This is a genomic window from Robinsoniella sp. KNHs210 (assembly GCF_000686105.1).
Taxonomy (GTDB): Bacteria; Bacillota; Clostridia; order Lachnospirales; family Lachnospiraceae; genus Robinsoniella; species Robinsoniella peoriensis.
On record NZ_JMLZ01000002.1, the window covers coordinates 2430713 to 2450151 of the forward strand.

13 protein-coding genes, 1 tRNA gene and 2 pseudogenes are annotated in these 19439 nt (G+C 41.6%); 1 reads left to right on the forward strand and 15 read right to left on the reverse strand.

Annotated elements, in window-relative coordinates:
* Window positions 1-166 precede the first annotated feature (166 nt).
* The 14 genes and pseudogenes from CD03_RS0117595 to leuB all read right to left on the reverse strand — a co-directional run.
* A tRNA-Thr gene (locus CD03_RS0117595) sits at window positions 167-239 on the reverse strand.
* Window positions 240-311: 72 nt separating this feature from the next.
* Complete coding sequence (locus tag CD03_RS0117600) at window positions 312-1589, reverse strand: hypothetical protein (protein ID WP_027294773.1); 1278 nt, start codon at window positions 1587-1589, stop codon at window positions 312-314.
* 225 nt (window positions 1590-1814) lie between these two features.
* Window positions 1815-3080 carry an LCP family protein gene (locus CD03_RS33895; RefSeq protein WP_044289463.1) on the reverse strand — a complete coding sequence of 422 codons (1266 nt, stop codon included), beginning with the start codon at window positions 3078-3080 and terminating at the stop codon, window positions 1815-1817.
* 40 nt (window positions 3081-3120) lie between these two features.
* On the reverse strand, window positions 3121-3864 hold the full coding sequence (locus CD03_RS0117610) for an SIR2 family NAD-dependent protein deacylase (protein ID WP_027294774.1): 744 nt from the start codon (window positions 3862-3864) through the stop codon (window positions 3121-3123).
* A gap of 45 nt (window positions 3865-3909) precedes the next feature.
* A complete protein-coding gene (locus CD03_RS0117615; RefSeq protein WP_242849185.1) occupies window positions 3910-4227 on the reverse strand; it encodes a metal-sensing transcriptional repressor in 318 nt (105 codons plus the stop codon).
* Between the two features lie 110 nt (window positions 4228-4337).
* Window positions 4338-5219 carry a mechanosensitive ion channel family protein gene (locus tag CD03_RS33900; protein WP_242849116.1) on the reverse strand — a complete coding sequence of 294 codons (882 nt, stop codon included), beginning with the start codon at window positions 5217-5219 and terminating at the stop codon, window positions 4338-4340.
* A gap of 50 nt (window positions 5220-5269) precedes the next feature.
* Window positions 5270-7798 (reverse strand): 1,4-alpha-glucan branching protein GlgB, encoded by a 2529-nt coding sequence (glgB, locus tag CD03_RS33905; protein ID WP_081820276.1) that lies wholly within the window; start codon window positions 7796-7798, stop codon window positions 5270-5272.
* Window positions 7799-7880: 82 nt separating this feature from the next.
* Window positions 7881-9116 carry a DUF1015 domain-containing protein gene (locus CD03_RS0117630; RefSeq protein WP_027294776.1) on the reverse strand — a complete coding sequence of 412 codons (1236 nt, stop codon included), beginning with the start codon at window positions 9114-9116 and terminating at the stop codon, window positions 7881-7883.
* Window positions 9104-9265: a hypothetical protein gene (locus CD03_RS37930; RefSeq protein WP_156042936.1), complete on the reverse strand. Its 162-nt coding sequence runs from the start codon at window positions 9263-9265 to the stop codon at window positions 9104-9106. Before CD03_RS37930 ends, CD03_RS0117630 begins: the two co-directional genes overlap by 13 nt.
* Before the next feature lie 88 nt (window positions 9266-9353).
* The gene (locus CD03_RS0117640) at window positions 9354-10517 is read right to left on the reverse strand and encodes a phosphoglycerate dehydrogenase (protein ID WP_027294777.1); all 1164 of its coding nucleotides are present in this window, start codon (window positions 10515-10517) and stop codon (window positions 9354-9356) included.
* A 1-nt stretch (window position 10518) separates the two neighbouring features.
* Window positions 10519-11601, reverse strand: a complete 1083-nt coding sequence (gene serC / locus CD03_RS0117645; RefSeq protein WP_027294778.1) for a 3-phosphoserine/phosphohydroxythreonine transaminase — start codon at window positions 11599-11601, stop codon at window positions 10519-10521.
* A 99-nt stretch (window positions 11602-11700) separates the two neighbouring features.
* The gene (gene ilvB, locus CD03_RS0117650) at window positions 11701-13374 is read right to left on the reverse strand and encodes a biosynthetic-type acetolactate synthase large subunit (RefSeq protein WP_027294779.1); all 1674 of its coding nucleotides are present in this window, start codon (window positions 13372-13374) and stop codon (window positions 11701-11703) included.
* Window positions 13375-13389: 15 nt separating this feature from the next.
* On the reverse strand, window positions 13390-15060 hold the full coding sequence (gene ilvD, locus CD03_RS0117655; protein ID WP_027294780.1) for a dihydroxy-acid dehydratase: 1671 nt from the start codon (window positions 15058-15060) through the stop codon (window positions 13390-13392).
* A 67-nt stretch (window positions 15061-15127) separates the two neighbouring features.
* Window positions 15128-16336 (reverse strand): annotated as a pseudogene (gene leuB, locus CD03_RS0117660) (3-isopropylmalate dehydrogenase); the annotation flags it as partial.
* Here leuB and CD03_RS39555 point away from each other — a divergent pair.
* A pseudogene (locus CD03_RS39555) lies at window positions 16259-16426 on the forward strand (DUF6783 domain-containing protein). The pseudogenes leuB and CD03_RS39555 sit on opposite strands and share 78 nt — an antisense overlap.
* 37 nt (window positions 16427-16463) lie before the next feature.
* On the opposite strand, the gene CD03_RS0117665 reads toward CD03_RS39555, so the two are convergent.
* Entirely contained in the window at window positions 16464-19439 is a 2976-nt protein-coding gene (locus CD03_RS0117665) for an EAL domain-containing protein (protein ID WP_027294782.1), read from the reverse strand.

Below are 19439 nucleotides of genomic sequence, written 5' to 3' on the forward strand. Positions count from 1 at the left end.
TTAATAAAACATATTTAAATTTGTGATATAATATTCAGTTTAATTTTCAGTCCTGTTTTTTTGTTCTAAACTCAGGTAAATGCAGGGATATAATCCCAAGGGCTCATTAATTCCAATATTTATTCTTAAAACAACAAAAAACCCTTGAAATTCAAGGGTTTTTCCAAGCTCCTGGCCGGATTTGAACCGGCGACCTACGCATTACGAATGCGGCGCTCTACCAGCTGAGCCACAGAAGCATGTGGTTGAAATTTCAACCACCGACCTAAATTATTATATACAAATTTTTGGAATTTTGCAAGCTTTTTTTACTATTTCTTCAAAAATTCTTCTATCTCTTTTTCTATTTCACTGGAATTATAATCCAACAGCCGGTACTCTCTGTTTTCTATTGAATTCCCTTCTTCGGAACCACCGGATACCTTCTGGGACAGTATCCACTTCTCCAGAATATTGGACTTATTTATCCAATAAACATCTTTTTGGGGCTCTATTTCCACATCTCCAAAATTTAATGTTACTGCATTATCTTTGTACAAAACTGTATATACCATATAATCCCCATCCATTTTCACTGATATATTTTTTATGTCTCTCCCTTGCAAATCAAGCAAACCATTTTTGAGATACAATTCCATCCCATCTTTTAATAGTTCATTATCTTCCGGCAAGTCAGAAAATTCCACCCAGCCCTGCCCCTGAATATAAATCTTCATTTCTTCTTTCTCATCGTTATATATATCAGATACAATCTGTGGATGGTCTTTTGTATATACTTCATTGTCCCAGAGGCTGGAAACGCTCTTAGTTCCATCTGATGTGATGCTGCTCCAAACTGTGCCTTCCAAAGTCTCAATTTTTCCATTATCATATTGGATATTCTCAAATCCCTTAATCTTAAATTTATTCAAATTATTATAGCTTTCTATTCCCCGGTTAATTTGATCAACTTCAGTCTGATAAGTATGGTCCTCCAGTTCTACTGACAGGAGAGGATACAAAAAAAGTGCTAAAAAGAGAACCACTAAAACACCTGTACAAATACTGAAAATCACCTTGGTTACAAGGATCTGTTTGTCGGTTACACCTATCCTGATCCTCTTTAAATACTGATGATAAATGATTGCCATATCAGCATATACAAACAACGCTGCTGCCGTACCTGCAGTTATACCGGCTAAAAAGCTTAGCCTGGTTCCATTTGGTCCTTCAAATATTTTTAAAGTATATAACAGCAGCCAAAAAACCATTATGCCTATAAAATAACAGAATACTAATCCGATCAGATTTCTTGTTCCTACATCTGATTTATCGGGAAATCCGCTATAACAGTTATAAGCCGCATCACAAATACAGACTATTATAGAAGGAAGGAGTATTATTACTAACCATTTTGTTGATTTACTTGGTGTCTCACGAAATATATATGTAAGTATCTCAAACACAACATAAGAACTAAAAAGCATTATATACTCATAGCGTCTTCTATATCTCCAAGCCTTTAAATTAGCATCCGCGACTGAATCCGGTATGTGAAGTTTTTCTATCCTGTCTGGATGAACCAATGCATTCCATAGATTTTCTTTCATCTCATCTCTCCCTATCCCAGCTTAACAGCGAGGTAAACTGAACTGGTATCTTTTACCATGAGTATAACGCATTTTGGCTCTGACCGCAATGATATCGTTACAAACACCAAATAAAAATGCAGCTTACCGTGGGTACAGTAATCTGCATTTAAATAGTTTATTACGTAGAGGCTATTGTATATTTATGGGTCAGATTTAATATAAAAACCGTTCTTATTCTGTTTCTTATTCTGTTTCTGACTCTGATTCTGACTCTGATTCTGACTCTGTCTCAGCAGTGGTCCCTTTTATCGATGATTTTCCCGAACCTTTACTAACCGATTCTTTTGTAGTCTTTTCACTGGAATCTTCCGTTGTATCTCCGGATGATGTTTCTGATGAATTTTCAGATGATTTCTCTGTAGTTTTCTCTGTAGATTCTTCTTTTGGGCCTACTCCGGTGAGTTTCTGAATCTTTTCACTCAGATCTTTGACTCTGGCTGAAGGATTATAATCCTTTGTACCAAACAGAAATTCGTGAAGTTTTACTACATTGCTTTCCAGTGTCTGAGGAATTTCATCATCTCCTGATCCACCCTTACCGCCGGTCTTATGATCGTATGGGAATCCAATTGTTTCTGATATATTATAGGACAGCATTCCCATTCCCATAGATATCATCTCAGACTGGGACATACTGGTGCGAATCATTGGAAATACTCCATCCATGATTTTATTCAATGTCCCTACATCAGCCTTTTTCACCTTTTCAACGATTTTCTCAATTACTTCCCGCTGCCGTTCTGTTCTCTTGAAATCATTTCCTGCGGTATAACGGATTCTGGAATAGGAAGTTGCCTGAACACCATTCATATTATAAGTACCTGCACCCGGAAGTTTTTCGTAGCTCTTGCCTGTTACTTCTGAAGTTTCCACACAATAATTATTCAGATGCACGCTCTCCGCTTCATCTACTGTCAGCTCTATACCGCCCAATAAATCCACGATCTCTGCCAATGCATTAAAATCAACGGATATATAATCCTGAATTTTCAAATCAAAGTTTTCATTTAAGGTAGATACAGCCCTTTCCGCTCCGCCATTTGCATAAGCAGCATTTGCTTTTCTGTATAAATCTCCACCAATGTATAAGTACGTATCACGGTAAATAGATACCAGTTTTACTTCTTTTGTGTCGTTATTAATACTGGCAATTATAATTGCATCACTGTTTGCCCTGGAGAGATCTTCATCTCTGGTATCCAGCCCAAAGAGTGCTATATTCGTATATCCTTTTATAACTTTATTCGTTTCCAGTTCTTCATTTACAACTACTTCATCCATATTCATCTCGCTGGACTGTATTTTCCCCAACTTACTTTGTACATAAGAATATGCAATTGCCACTGCCGCTGCAATCAAAAGTAGAATTACTCCTACGATAATCAGAATCTTTCTTTTCTTGCGTTTCTTATAACCTGGATCTTCTTTATCCACTTTTTCTTTGTCCATTGGATTAATGCTCCTTTATAATCCCGTATTTTATTTTCTGTCACAGTTGAATCATATCCACTACATTTGGAAAAAATGTCTGCACATTGTCATGATACACCATATCTGCTACATTGTCAGCATAATGTTCCTGGGAATTTATTAAAATTAACCTTTGACCCTGAAAATATTGTATGCACTCTCTGCATAATTCTGTTTTCAGATGTAATCCAAGTACCAGCAGTACATCTGCTTTTGCCACTTCTTCAGCTGCCTTACTCATTACATGGTTATCCACCATTTCTCCTACCAGACGGACCCCCGGATGAAGCGGAATATTACATTCATCGCAAAAAGGAACACCATCTGCTTTTTTAATATAATCCAGTGTAAATTGTTTTAAACATCGCGGGCAATGATTATTTTCATATATGTTTCCATGAAGGTTAATGACTTTTTTGCATCCTGCCCGCTGTGGAAGGTTATATATTTCTCTTGTGATAATATATTTTAATCGCCCCATAGCCTCCAGTTTTGCCAGTGCATAGTATGCAGGTCCTGGTTCTTCTTCATTTGTGGCCAGAATGTCATCTTTATAGTAATTATAAAATTTTTCCGGATTGGTTGCAAAGCAACGGGCAGAAAATAATTCTTCCGGAGAGTACCCATACTTTCTTTCAATTCGATAGGCCTCATCTTTGTCGTGATAATGAGAAATCCCTACCTCTCGCATCATATTCAAGCCGCCAAGGGCCACCAGATATTCAGATTGCTGTATTGCTTTGATTAAATAGTCTATCTTCATAAACTCATCCCTTTCCTAAAAGCAATCTGCACATTGCAAGATATTTTATTTTATAAAACGGTCTATAGCTTTATTCAATTCTTCAATCGCCTGTGTATCGCCCGACTCAACTGCATCAATCAGGCAATGCTGAATGTGGTCGTGCAGAATGACCTTTCCTGTATTGTTAATTGCTGCTTTTACCGCTGATAACTGGATGAGGACTTCACTACAGTCCCTTCCGCTTTCTACCATCCTCTTAATGGATTCCAGATGCCCGATTGCCCGTGATAAACGGTTAATAACCGCTTTTGTACTCTCATGGGAATGTACATGGCCATGAGAATGGGGAACGGATTCATTTTCATGAACATGCATATGCATATGTTCATACACAGTCCCATCCTCCCTTACATGTGTATGGGCTCCGGACAGATGTTCCTGTGCTTCGCTATTCCTTTCTTCATCCGTTTCTCTTGATACTGCCATTACAGTTACCTCCTGTTTATCTCGTTTTGTACCTCTGCATTTTTTATTGTAACGTCTAATTGGTTATAGGGAATGTTAATATCTTCCTGGTCAAACGCATATTTTACACGCTCCATGATTCTCCATCTTGCCGGCCAGTAATCCTCCGGTTTAACCCAGGAGCGGAAACCTAATTCCACGCTGCTGGCAGCCAGATTATCCACAAAGATCTCTATCGGTTCTTCCTTTAATATTGCAATATCGTTATTCAGGATTTCCTCCAGTATCTCTTTCGCCTTTCTGATATCAGCTTTATAAGATATGCCGATCACCAGTCTCAGCTGCCTTTTGCTTTGCCTTGATAAATTCGTCAGGCTTGTATTGGATAATGAACCATTCGGTATGCTGATTGTCCGGTTGTCCGGTGTCAGTAAGGTGGTATAGAATAAATCTATCTTACTGACCGTACCTTCATTGTCATTCACATCTTCTTTGATATAATCACCTATACTGAACGGCTTCATCAGCAGGAGAATAAATCCTCCTGCCAGATTACCCAGCGATTCCTTAAGTGCCAGGACAATACCCACACCCATAGAACCTAATAATGCCGCTATGGAAGCTTCTTTTACTCCCAGATAAGTTGCAATTCCCGATACTAACAATATATAGAGAATTGCCTTTACCAGTGAATTAAGGAAATGTACGGAACCTTCCTCCAAACCTGCACGCAGGAATGGTTTTTTCAGAAGCTTTAACATCCACTTTATCATCTTACTTCCAATAAAAAATACAAGCAGGGCAATTAAGATTTTTATTCCAAAGTCGGCGATACCCGGAAGTTTCTGCTCAAAATATTTTACAACAGCATTCGCCTTCTCTACCTGATCCGCAATTGTGTCTTCCATTTTAATTACCCTTTCATCTCTTTTAATTCTGATCTATTATTTGTGATCTATTATTTCTGATCTTTATCTGCACCCTGTTTCTTTTTTGCTCTGGCAGTGCCAGCCGTTTTCTTTACAGCAGTTTTCTTTACAGCCGTTTTCTTTACAACAGTTTTCTTTGCTGCTTTTGATAACTTTTTTGTCTCCACCGGCTCTAATTTTTCTATTTTCACTTCAACCGGCTTCAATATCTCAGACTTAACAGACACTGCCGGTTCCACAGCCTGTACTGCGCTCTGACTTTCTGCTTCTTCGATTTTCTTCTGAAGTTCTTCCTTTAAATTACTTTTCTTTGCCTTGGTTTTTACAGGCTTTTGTTCAGCCTTTTTCTCCACCGCTCTGGTGTAAGAGAAAATTGAAATCCCCATTGGCGGAACTTTTATGGAAATGGAATTTGGACGGTCATCGCATTCCTCTTTTTTAGAAGGCTTCACACGTGGATTCACCATTCCGGTACCGCCGAATTCTTTTCTGTCACTGTTAAATATCTCTTTGTACTTACCAGGGTAAGGAACCCCGATTTTATGATTTTCATAAACAAGCGGTGAAAAATTACAAACGATTAACAGCATTTCATCCTTCTTGCGTGTATTTCTGGTAAATACCAGCATGTTTTCATTTGCAGATATATTATTAATCCATTCAAACCCTTTCGGATCATAATCCAGCTGATAAAGTGCCGGGTTCTTCGCATAAAATGCATTTAATGCTTTTACATAATCCTGCATCTGTTTATGCTGTTTGACATCCAGCATGTCCCACTCCAGCTCTTTTTCCTCCGACCATTCAGAATACTGTGCAAATTCCTGGCCCATGAATAAAAGTTTTTTACCGGGATGTGCCATCATATATCCGTAAGCGGCTCTCAGATTGGCGAACTGGCTTTCTGGTTCCCCTGGCATTTTGCCGATCATAGAAGCTTTGCCATGGACCACTTCATCATGGGAAAGTGTTAAAACGAAGTCTTCGCTGTAAGCATATACCATACTGAAAGTCAATTCCCCATGATGTCCGCCCCGAAACAGCGGATCAAGGGACATGTAGTGGATAAAATCATTCATCCAGCCCATATTCCATTTATAATCAAATCCCAGTCCGTCATCTTCCAGCGGAGAAGTAATCTTCGGCCATGCCGTTGATTCTTCCGCGATGAGAATCGCTCCGCCTTCTTTTTTCTTAAAAGCCCCATTGAGCTGTTTGAAAAATTCTACAGCTTCCAGATTCTCATTGCCGCCATACATATTGGCAACCCATTCGCCATCGTTTTTGCCATAGTCCAGATAGAGCATGGAGGCTACCGCATCCATGCGTATTCCGTCAACGTGATATTTTTCTGCCCAGAACATCGCATTGGCAATCAGGAAATTCCTTACTTCCGGGCGCCCGTAGTTGTAAATCAGCGTGCCCCAGTGAGGATGTGATCCCTGTCTTGGATCCAGATGTTCATATAGGCACGTTCCATCGAAAGTACAAAGTCCAAAAGTATCTCTTGGAAAATGTGCCGGAACCCAGTCCAGAATTACACCAATTCCCTGTTGATGCATATAATCCATGAAGAACATAAAATCTTCGGGTGTTCCATAACGGCTGGTTGGTGCATAATAACCGGTTACCTGATAGCCCCAGGAACCATCAAAAGGATGTTCCATAATCGGCATCAGCTCAATATGGGTATATCCCATTTCTTTGATATATTCTGCGATCTGAGGTGCCAGTTCCCTGTAGTTAAAGAAATCCCTTCCTTCTTCCTCAGGGCGTCTCCAGGAACCCAAATGCATTTCATAAACAGCCATGGGTTCTTTTTTGGTATCTGTTTTCTTTCTTTTCGCAAGCCAGGCATCGTCTGTCCATTTAAAACCACGAAGATCAGCCACTACAGATGCATTGTTTGGCCTTAGCTCCGCAGCATTGGCATAAGGATCGGCTTTCAAATAAGTAAGCCCGCCTTTTGCTTTTACTTCGTATTTATAGATGTCCCCTGCTTTTACACCTGGGATAAAAAGTTCGAAAATTCCGCTGTCCCACAATCTTCTCATAGGAAAACGCCTGCCATCCCATGAGTTGAAATCGCCTACGACACTGACTCTGGCTGCATTAGGTGCCCATACTGCAAAGTACACGCCTTCAGTCCCTCCAAGTGTCATGGGATGGGCTCCCAGCTTTTCATAAATATCATAGCAGATTCCTGCATTGAACTTTTTCGTTTCCTTTTCCGTAATCTGTGGTGCAAACGCATACGGATCTTTTATCTCTGCCGTTTCTCCGGTATCATAGGTAATTTTAAACGTATAATCAGGAATGCTCTTTCTTGGTATCAAGACTGCAAAGTACCCCGCCTCATCTTCCAGTTCCATCCCGTACTCTTTTTTCACCCCATCTATGCTCACGGCAACCTGAACTGCCTGTGGAATAAATGCCTGTATTAATACGCCTTCTTCTGTAAGATGTGCTCCCAATAATGAATGGGGATTGTCCTCTTCTGAATAAACAATTGCCTCAATTGCTGCCCAATCCATTAATTCGTATAATTTTTCATTCATAGCATACCCTCCTTGTCCCATTTCTATATGGCTATTTTACCACATTTATCTTATGAATGGAACTAAAACTGTACCCGCGGTTTTACGTAAGGCTGTGGATAAACAATCCGCTTCTGAGTTTGGGTTCAAACCAGGTAGATTTTGGAGGCATCAGGAGCCCGGCATCTGCCACTGCAAACAGTTCCCCAATGGATGTAGGATACATGGAAAATGCCACACCGCCACACTCTTTCACTCTCATTTCCAGCTCTGCAAGCCCGCGGATTCCGCCAACAAAATCAATTCTTTTATCCGTTTTGGGATCTCCGATTCCAAGCACCGGATGTAATAGCTCATCCTGCAGAACAGATACATCCAGGCCTTTTACCGGATCTTCCGTGCGGTATTCCGGTTTCACCTGCAGGCGGTACCATCCGTCTGTTAAATACATACCTAAAATTCCCTTTGCTTCCGGCTTTACCGGTACTTCAGATTTTTGGATGTCAAATTTCTCTGCCGCCTTTTTCCTGAACTCTTCTACGGTCATTCCATTTAAATCCATTACAACCCGGTTGTAATCCAGAATCATAAGTTCTTCTTCTGAAAATAAAACCGATAGGAAATAATTGAATTCTTCTGAACCGTCATAGTCCGGATAAGCTTCTCTGCGCTTTAAACCAACTTTTACAGCTGATGCTGCACGGTGATGCCCGTCCGCTATGTATATATGCCCAACCTTTCCAAATGCTTCCTCAATCTCCCGGATCAGTTTTGCATCCCCTATTTTCCATCCTCTGTGGATAATCCCATCCGGTGATTCAAAATCGAAAACAGGTTCTTCTGTTTTCCCCTGTAAGACCAGCTTTTTCAACACCTCATTTTTACGGTAAGCCAGGAAGATCGGCCCCGTCTGGGCATCACAGCTGTCTACATGGCGGATACGGTCCTGTTCTTTATCTGCTCTGGTATTCTCATGCTTTTTAATCACCCCGCTCATATAATCATCGATGGAAGCGCAGGCAACAATACCTGTCTGTGACCTGCCATCCATGACCAGCTCATAGAGATAATAACAGCATGACTCATCCTGCACAAATTCCCCGTCCTCTTTCATCTGCCACAAAATATCATGGGCTTTCTGATATACACACGGATCATAGGTATCCACCTCATCCGGAAACTGTGTTTCTGCACGGTCAATTTTCAGAAAACTATAGGGCTCCTTTTCAACTTCCTCTTTTGCTTCCTTCCTGTTATAAACATCATACGGAAGTGCCGCAATTTTCGATGCCAGGTCTTCTCTTGGCCGGATTGCCCGAAATGCCTTTACTTCTGCCATAAATTTTTCCTGCCTTTCATTATTTTCTGTAATTCTTTCTGTAATTTATCCCACAATATCCCATATTCCCTGCGGTTTTTTCTTACCGCTCTGGCAACTGTTTTCGCTGCCCTCACAGGCTTTAAAACCTTTTTCACCTGATACAACATAAAATACCTCCTGTCTCAGATTTATCACTATTTTACTGATACAAAAATTGCCGCAAAACCTCACATTTTGCGACAATTATGTTAATCATTATTTAATCACTCGAACCTTCAGCACGCCTTCGATATTCTTCAGAGTATCCCTTACGGCCTCCGGAAGATGGGTATCTAAATCAAATAACGAATATGCATAATCACCCTTACTTGTATTCGTCATATTGGCAATGTTCAGATCTGCGGAACCAAGAACGGATGCAAACTGTCCGATCATATTCTTGGTATTTCTGTGATTAATTGCAATACGGCATACATGGGAACATTCACCCATATTACAGTTTGGATAATTTACGGCGTTTTTGATGTTACCGTTTTCCAGATAATCCTTTAACTGTTTGACTGCCATGATTGCACAATTTTCTTCTGATTCTTCAGTGGATGCACCAAGGTGAGGAATTACCAGGCATCCCTTTTCTCCTGCTGTAGTCGGATTTGGGAAATCCGTTACATATTTCTTTACCTTACCTGTACGCAGAGAAGTTACCATAGCATCTTCATCTACCAGCAGATCTCTGGCAAAGTTCAAAATTACAACGCCATCTTTCATTAATGCAATTGCATCCTGATTGATCATCTTCTTTGTGGCATCCATCAGCGGAACATGAATGGTAATATAATCACATTCTTTGTAAATATCATCTACCTGCTGGATATGCTTAATGCTTCTGGAGAGGTTCCATGCTGCATCTACCGAAATGTACGGATCATATCCGTAAACTTCCATTCCAAGATGTGTTGCTGCATTTGCAACAGCTACACCAATTGCTCCAAGACCGATAATACCCAGTTTTTTTCCCTGTATTTCCGATCCGGCAAAGTTTTTCTTTTCCTTTTCCGTCGCTTTTGCAATTAACTCGTTCTGTCTTTCAGACTGAACCCAGTTTACACCGCCTACAATGTCACGGGCAGCTAATAGCATACCGGCAATTACCAGTTCCTTAACACCATTTGCATTTGCTCCCGGTGTATTAAATACTACAATACCCTGATCTGCGCATTTGTCAAGGGGGATATTATTTACTCCGGCTCCGGCTCTTGCAATCGCTTCAATGGTTTCCGGAAATTCCATATCATGCATTGCCGCACTTCTTACCAATATAGCATCTGCATCCTGATAATTATCCACTTTTTCATAGTTCTCTGTAAACAGGCAGGTCCCCGCTTCAGCGATGGGATTTAAACAATTATATTTCAACATATTACAGGTTCTCCTCTTCGAATTTCTTCATAAATTCCACTAATTTTTCAACACCTTCTATTGGCATTGCATTATAGATGCTGGCTCTCATACCACCCACGGATCTGTGACCTTTCAGGTTCTCAAATCCTGCTGCTTTTGCTGCTTTTACAAACTTCGCATCTAACTCGTCATTTCCGGTAACAAATGGAACGTTCATAAGAGAACGGTCCTCTTTCACTACCGTTCCTTTGAATAATCTGCTGTTATCCAGGAAATCATAGAGGATTGCTGCTTTCTTTTCATTATGTAATTTCATTGCATCCAAACCGCCCATTTTCTTCAGCCATTTGAAGACTTTGCCGCACATATAAATGCAGTAGCTGTTTGGTGTATTGTACAGAGATTTTGCATCTGCATGTGTCTTATACTGCAGCATGGTTGGTGTTCCTGGAAGAGTATCTTCCGTAATCAGATCTTCCCGGATGATAACGATTACCATACCTGCAGGACCGATATTTTTCTGAACGCCGCCATAAATAATTCCATATTTTGTCACATCTACCGGTTCTGATAAGAAACAGGAAGAAACATCTGCTACCAGAGTCTTACCCTTTGTATTTGGCAAGGTCTTAAACTTCGTCCCGTAAATTGTGTTATTTTCACAGATATATACATAATCTGCGTCTTCACTGATTGGTAAATCAGAGCAGTCAGGAATATAGGAAAATGTTTTATCCTCAGAAGTAGCAATTTTATTCGCTTTGCCGTACTTCTGTGCTTCCTGGTAAGCTTTCTTTGCCCACTGGCCGGTAACAATGTAATCTGCAACTTTATTCTTCATAAGATTCATTGGTATCATGGCAAACTGCTGTGACGCACCGCCCTGCAAAAACAGTACCTTATAATTGTCCGGTATCTTCATCAGATCACGTAAATCCTGTTCTGCTTCGCAGATAATTTCATCAAAAACCTGAGATCGGTGACTCATTTCCATTACGGACATTCCGGACCCCTTATAGTCCAGCATTTCTGCTGCTGCTTCCTTAAGTACTTCTTCCGGTAATACTGCCGGACCCGCTGAAAAATTGTACACTCTGCTCACTTTTGTTTCCTCCTCATAATTAAACACTTTTTTACTTTACCATCCTAAATCGGACTCATAAGCACTATTTTATCGCTATGCTAAAAAATAGTCAATAGGTTATTTTAAATCATCCTGGTCAAATGCCTCTTCTATCGCAGCACCTGCCGGTACCATCGGGAATACTTTATCATCACAATCGATCTGACAATCGATTACAACCGGTTTTCCAAGGCCAATTGCCTTTTCCAGAGCGGGGGCTACTTCCTCTTTTTTCGTAACACGAATACCAATGGCTCCCATGGCTTCTGCCAGCTTTACAAAATCAACGGCGTCATTTAATATGGTATGTGAATAACGCTTCTCATAGAACAATGTCTGCCACTGGCGTACCATTCCAAGAACATGATTGTTGATAACAACCTGAACGACCGGAATATTGTATCTTGCTGCGGTAGCAATTTCATTCATATTCATACGGAAACAGCCATCTCCTGCAATATTTATAACCGTTTTATCCGGGCATCCCAGTTTTGCTCCAAGACTGGCACCCAGACCATATCCCATGGTTCCAAGCCCGCCTGAAGTAATAAACGTGCGGGGCGCTTTGTATTTGTAATACTGTGCCGCCCACATCTGATGCTGTCCAACTTCTGTGGTAATCACCGCATCCCCTTTGGTTACACGGTAGATTTCTTCTACAATATAAGGGCCGGTTAAGCCTTCTTCATTATATTTTAATGGAAATCTCTGCTTCAGATCTGCAATCTGAGCCAGCCATTCGTCATGACGATGTTCTTCAATTCTGGCATTCAACCTCTTTAGTACTTCTTTTACATCGCCGATAATGCTTTCATTTACTATGATATTTTTATTTATTTCAGCCGGGTCTACATCGATTTGTACAATCTTTGCATTTCTTGCAAATCGTTCAGCCTTCCCCACAACACGGTCGCTGAATCTTGCACCGATGGTAATGAGAAGGTCGCACTGGGTAACCCCAAAGTTGGATGTCTTTGTCCCGTGCATTCCCAGCATACCGCAGTACAGTTCGCTGGTTCCGTCAAATGCACCTTTTCCCATCAGGGTATCTGCAACCGGTGCATGCACTTTCTCCACAAATTCATTTAATTCTTCCGATGCTTCTGCAATTACTGCTCCTCCGCCTACGAATACAAATGGTTTTTTGCATTTATTAATTAAGGCGATTACTGCCTCCAGATCGTCTTCTTTGATATAGTCTGTTTTACGTTCAATGGGTTCCGGTCTTACCATTTCAAACTCTGTTTCATTTGCCGTAACATCTTTGGTAATATCAATCAGAACCGGTCCCGGCCTTCCTTCTTTTGCAATGATAAATGCACGGCGGATGGTCTCAGCCAGTTTTTCTACATCTTTTACAATAAAATTATGTTTGGTAATCGGCATTGTCACACCTGCAATGTCAATTTCCTGGAAGCTGTCCCTTCCAAGAAGGGGTACCGCAACATTTGCCGTAATTGCCACCAGGGGAACAGAATCCATATATGCTGTCGCAATGCCGGTTACCAGATTCGTAGCACCCGGTCCGGAAGTTGCCATACAGACACCGACTTTTCCGGTTGCACGGGCATATCCGTCTGCAGCGTGGGCTGCTCCCTGCTCGTGTGAGGTGAGGACATGACGGATTTCTCCGTCATGCTTATATAATGCATCATAAATATTGAGGATGGTACCGCCCGGATATCCGAATACGGTATCTACTCCCTGCTCTTTTAAACATTCTATTACGATTTCAGAACCTGTTAATCTCATCTGCTTACCTCTTTTCTATTTCTTTGGTATTTCCAGGATTGCGCCGCGGTTGCCGGAAGTAACCATTGCTGCATAGCGTGCCAGATAGCCTGTAGTAATCTTTGGTGTTCTCGGCTGCCATTTTGCCCTTCTTGCTTCCAGTTCTTCCTCAGAAATTACGAAGTCCAGTTTATTTTCCGGGATATTGATCCGGATCGTATCTCCTTCTTCCACCAGGGCAATCGGTCCACCTACTGCCGCTTCCGGTGATATATGTCCTATTGCCGCTCCTCTGGAGGCACCGCTGAAACGTCCGTCTGTTATCAGTGCTACGCTGGAACCCAGGCCCATTCCCATGATTGCAGAAGTCGGGTTCAACATTTCACGCATACCCGGTCCCCCTTTTGGTCCCTCATATCGGATGACTACCACATCTCCTGCATTAATTTTACCGTTCTTAATTGCGTCAATGGCATCTTCTTCACAGTCAAATACTCTAGCCGGACCTTCATGTACCATCATTTCAGGAGCTACTGCAGAACGTTTTACAACACCGGAATCCGGTGCCAGATTACCTTTTAATACTGCAATACCACCGGTTTCACTATAAGGATTTTCAATTGGACGGATTACTTCCGGATTGAGATTCTTACAATTTTCAATATTTTCTTTTACTGTCTTGCCGGTAACGGTAATGAGATCTGTATGGAGGAGGTTTTTCTTATCCAGTTCATTCATAACCGCATAAACCCCTCCGGCTTCATTCAATTCTTCAATATAGGTATGTCCGGCTGGTGCCAGATGGCACAGATTTGGTGTAATTGCACTGATTTCATTTGCAATATCTAAATTCAATTCCACTCCCGCTTCATGGGCAATTGCCGGAAGATGCAGCATACTGTTGGTGGAACATCCCAGTGCCATATCTACCGTCAGCGCATTCATAAATGAATCTTTTGTCATGATATCCCGTGGGCGGATATTTTTCTCTAACATTTCCATTACTTTCATTCCGGCGTGTTTTGCAAGACGGATACGATCGGAATAGACTGCCGGAATCGTTCCGTTTCCTCCAAGCCCCATGCCCAGTACTTCTGTTAGACAGTTCATACTGTTAGCTGTATACATTCCGGAGCAGGAACCGCAGGTAGGGCAGGCCTTGCATTCAAATTCGTCGATTTCTTCATCCGTCATGTTTCCGGCAGCGTAAGTACCTACTGCTTCAAACATGCTGGAGAGGCTTGTTTTCTGTCCGTGTACATGCCCAGCCAGCATTGGTCCGCCACTGACAAACACTGTGGGTATGTTGACGCGCGCAGCGGCCATTAAAAGCCCTGGTACATTCTTGTCACAGTTTGGTACGCATACCAGTGCGTCAAACTGATGGGCAATCGCCATAGCCTCTGTTGAATCTGCTATTAAATCTCTGGTTACCAGGGAATATTTCATTCCAATATGTCCCATTGCAATTCCGTCGCATACTGCGATTGCCGGGAATACTCTTGGCGTACCGCCTGCCATTGCAACACCCAGTTTTACCGCTTCAACAATTTTATCCAGATTCATATGTCCCGGAACAATTTCGTTAAAAGAACTGACAATACCAATCAGCGGTCTGTCCATCTCTTCTTTTGTCATGCCCAGGGCATTAAATAATGACCGGTGGGGTGCCTGCTGCATCCCTTTTTTTACTGCATCACTCTTCATGTCTGATCTCCTTATCTGTTTGTTATATCAGATCCGGCTGACTGCCGGACCCGTAATTTTAATTTATCTAAATTCTTTCAGCAATCAAGTCTCCCATCTGCCTGCATCCAACCTTAGTGCATCCCGCTGACATAATGTCTCCGGTACGGAATCCATCTTTTAATACCTGTCTGACTGCTTCTTCAATGGCATCTGCCGCTTCATCCAGATCCAGTGAATAACGAAGCATCATCGCTGCTGATAAAATAGTGGCGATTGGATTGGCAATGTCCATACCGGCAATATCCGGTGCAGAACCATGGCTTGGTTCATAAAGTCCGAATTTTGTTTCATTTAAACTTGCAGATGACAACATTCCGATGGAACCGGTTACCATGCTTGCTTCATCGGATAAGATATCACCAAACATATTTTCTGTGAGAATCACGTCAAACTGTCCCGGATCCTTCACCAGCTGCATTGCACAGTTATCTACCAGCATGTGCTCTAAAACAACGTCCGGATAATCCTTAGCCACTTCCTCCACTACTGCTCTCCACAGCCTGGAAGAATCAAGCACGTTAGCCTTATCAACGCTGGTCACTTTCTTTCTTCTCTTTCTGGCAATATCAAATCCCCTTTTGGCAATTCTGCGGATTTCATTTTCGTCATATGTAAGGGTATCCATTGCTTTTCTAATGCCGTTTTCTTCAACTGTCTTTCTCTCTCCGAAATACAGTCCTCCGGTCAGTTCCCGCATAATCATCATGTCAAAGCCTTCTCCGATAATTTCATCACGAAGGGGGCATGCTGCCTTTAACTCTTCATAGAGGTATGCCGGGCGCAGATTGGCAAACAGATTTAATTCTTTACGGATTTTTAAAAGTCCGGCTTCCGGTCTTCTGTCCGGCGGTAACTGGTACCAGGAAGACACAGCTGCATCTCCTCCAATGGAACCCATTAATACGGCGTCACTTGACTTCGCTGTCTGTACAGCTTCATCAGTCAGCGGAATACCATGGACATCGATGGATGCTCCGCCTAATAGTACATCTGTATAATTTAACGCGAAATTATATTTTTTGCCTGCCGCGTCCAGTACCTTTTTTGCTTCCCCCACAATCTCAGGTCCGATTCCATCTCCCGGAATCAATGCAATTTGAAAATTCATAGTGATATCTTCCCTTCTGTTTCTATTTATCCTAGAGCGTGTTTTAAAATTGCTTTCTGGCAGCTGTGCGTCACAGTTTGTGGGAGATTTGTCCCGGATGAAGGGCGCGTAGCGGGCTACGTAACCTGAATTCGGGGCAAATCTGCCGCAAAGTGGGGCGTGCGGATGGCAGGAATGAATTTTCAATCACGCTCTAATCTTTATCCAATATCATAATGCATTTTTATGCACTTTTCAACTATAATCCCTATTTTTACCGATTTTTTCCTAAATCTACGATCTGCCTGCGTACTTTTTCCGGTATTCCGGGTGGAATAAATCCAGGTCTTGCCAGATAATACCCCTGCAGGTAATCAATCTTTTCCAGAATCAGAGCCTGCATTTCATCTGCCGTTTCCACACCCTCCGCAATGGTTTTAATCTGATGTTCCTGTGCATAAGTAACCAGGTGGCGCAGCAGCATCTGTTTATTTTTATCCTGGCAGATACCCTCTACAAGGGATTTGTCTATCTTAATATAATCGGGACGGATACTTAAGAGAACTCCTTCGGAGTTATATCCGGTTCCAAAATCGTCAATTGCAAGCTGTGCTCCCCAGGATTTTAATGCTTCCTTCTTCCGCTCCATAAGCGGTGCATCCAGTTTGTCTTCCTCGGTAATTTCTAAAACAATCCTGGATAAATATTTTCCGTACTGAGATTCAATGTCAGCGATTTCTTTTTCACTCATACACTGGTTGGCAATGGAATTTATGAACAGCCTGCCGTCTCCGGAAGATTCCTTTAGCTTAACAAATCCTTCCAGTGCTTTTGAAAAGGTCAGCCGTTCAATTTCATGCAGTTTCGACTGCGCCCTTGCCAATGTTAAAAGCTCAAACGGCGTTTTGATATTTGTTGTCCGGGGCCGCATCAGTGCTTCATAGGCAAATACCGCTCCGGTAGTTGTAGAGACAATCGGCTGATACATGTAATCCAGCAGTTCTTCTTCAATCAGCTTATTCAGTTCTTCTTTACACTGTAACAGATAAGATTCTTTATTATAGATATCCACGTTAAAAGCTTCCATCTGCCCTTTGTTGGTCTTTTTGACCAGATACATTGCAAAATCCGCATACCGGATAAGATCATGATAATTTACCGCATCCTTAGGATATGCTGCAATACCGGCGGAAGCCCTTACCTGAATGGAAGTCATATCCTGGAACGTAATCTTCGCGTCCTTGAATTTTGCAAACATTTCTGCAAATTTCTGCTGGATCTCTTCCTGATTCTGATAGCCATAAACAAAGATCATAAACTCATCTCCCGACAGTCTGGAAATAACTGACTGGGGATCCGGATATTTCTTTAATACATCTGCCGCCAGTCTGATGTATTCGTCACCATAATCATGACCGTAAGTATCATTTACATACTTCAGATTGTCCAGATCCAGCATTACCATCGCGCCCTGTTTCAACTTCTGGGGTTCTTCAAACAGCCGGTCCAGTCTGGCACAGAATGCCCTGCGGTTAAAGAGATTAGTCAGGATATCATAATCCCTTTCATGCTCTATCTTTATCTTTTCTTCCATATCCTTACTGATATCAGTAAGGACAACAAGGGTTCTGCCTTCTTTTGTGACTACCTTGGCTCTCAGCCAGTAAGGGTACTTTGCTTCATCTATATGCAGGATATATACCCCTTCATTCTTATCCCTGCTGACCAGATAAGGCAGCAATTTTCGAATAGCCGCTTTCACCTTACCCGATTCTACATAATTTTCATCCTTTTCAATTCCCAGGATTTCACAAAACTGCTCGGTGCAAAATACTCTTTCGGGCTTCTCATGATTATATTCACAGGCGCCCATTTTAATATCTGTCATTGCCAGGATTGTAGAAAGTTTATTGGCATTATTCGCCACTTCCACACTGAGATTTTCAATTGTATCTGACAGTTCATCTATTTCTGATACTTCCAGTCTTTCCAGATGAATGGGTTTATCCGGATTCAGTGTTTTCAACTTTCTGCTGAGCGCCGTAATGGGATTCGCTACCAGTTTCGACACTACAAAACTTGCTGCAACACCAATCAGCAGCGAAAGTATGATCATCACCATAATACTGGTACGGAAACTATAAAAAAAGGAAAGCAGATGATCATCGGAAACAACACCAATTAAAACCCATTGTTCATTCTCAAAGGGCGTATGTGTATTATACAGTTTTATCGTCTGCACGCATCCATAAGTTTTCTTACCGTCTGATTTAATTGGGTAAAAATAGTTATTGGTAAGGTTATCTTCCAGTTCCAGCTGCCCGCCGATTTCCGGGAACAGTTGTTTTGACATAATTCCGGTCTGGGTAATTAAGCGGTAGGTCAGAGGAACCTCTTCGACATCACTTTGCCCCATTGCCAGTATATAACTTCCATAGTTCTGGTTGTCCAATTCCTTAAAAGGCAGTTCTGTATTCAGGTAATCCAGAGACATTTCCACACCCATAACACCGATTGGTTCTCCCCCCAGTATAATGGGTACGGAATAGGTAATAATTGGAACGGAATCTCCTGCTTCACTTTTATTCAGGTAAAATGGGCTGCTCCAGTATCCAAGATCTTTACTTTCAATTTCCGGATGTTCTTTTGCCGCCTCAAACGGGCGGTAATAAAAGGCATCATCCGTATCACTCTCATCCATCTGAAAGCCCGGAGTCCAAAAACGGTCCAGAGCAATACGATATTTATTGGTGATATAGGAAGGACCCCGAAGTGCAAGCAGGTCTGAATAATCTCCTGTGGTGGTAGTCGGGTCGGAATCCCTGAAATAGATTCCACTTTTGTCATCGCTTCCATCTCCGTTAAAAATAACAAATGCACCGCTTACCACATTCCTTCTCATCATTTCCAACAGATAGTCTGAAATTTTATTTAAAATTTCTTTGCTGCATTCACTGTTCATCACAATATCCTGAGGTGTCTTCCCCTGTTTGCTTAAAATTGTCTGAACCGCTGATGTAATATCCTCCGAAGTACCTTTGACATTCCCCCACCTTGATATCATATCGTTTTGGAGAGAATTTCTACGGTTATTCACTTTTTCACTAAAGATATGAAAAGAATTATTCTTCAGCTTGTCCATCGTTCCGCTTTCAAAAACAACGCAGTAAAACAATCCTGCCTGAAATAGCATGACGATCAAAATTGGAATTAAAATTTTCTTCAATAATGATGTTTTTGATCTTTTCAT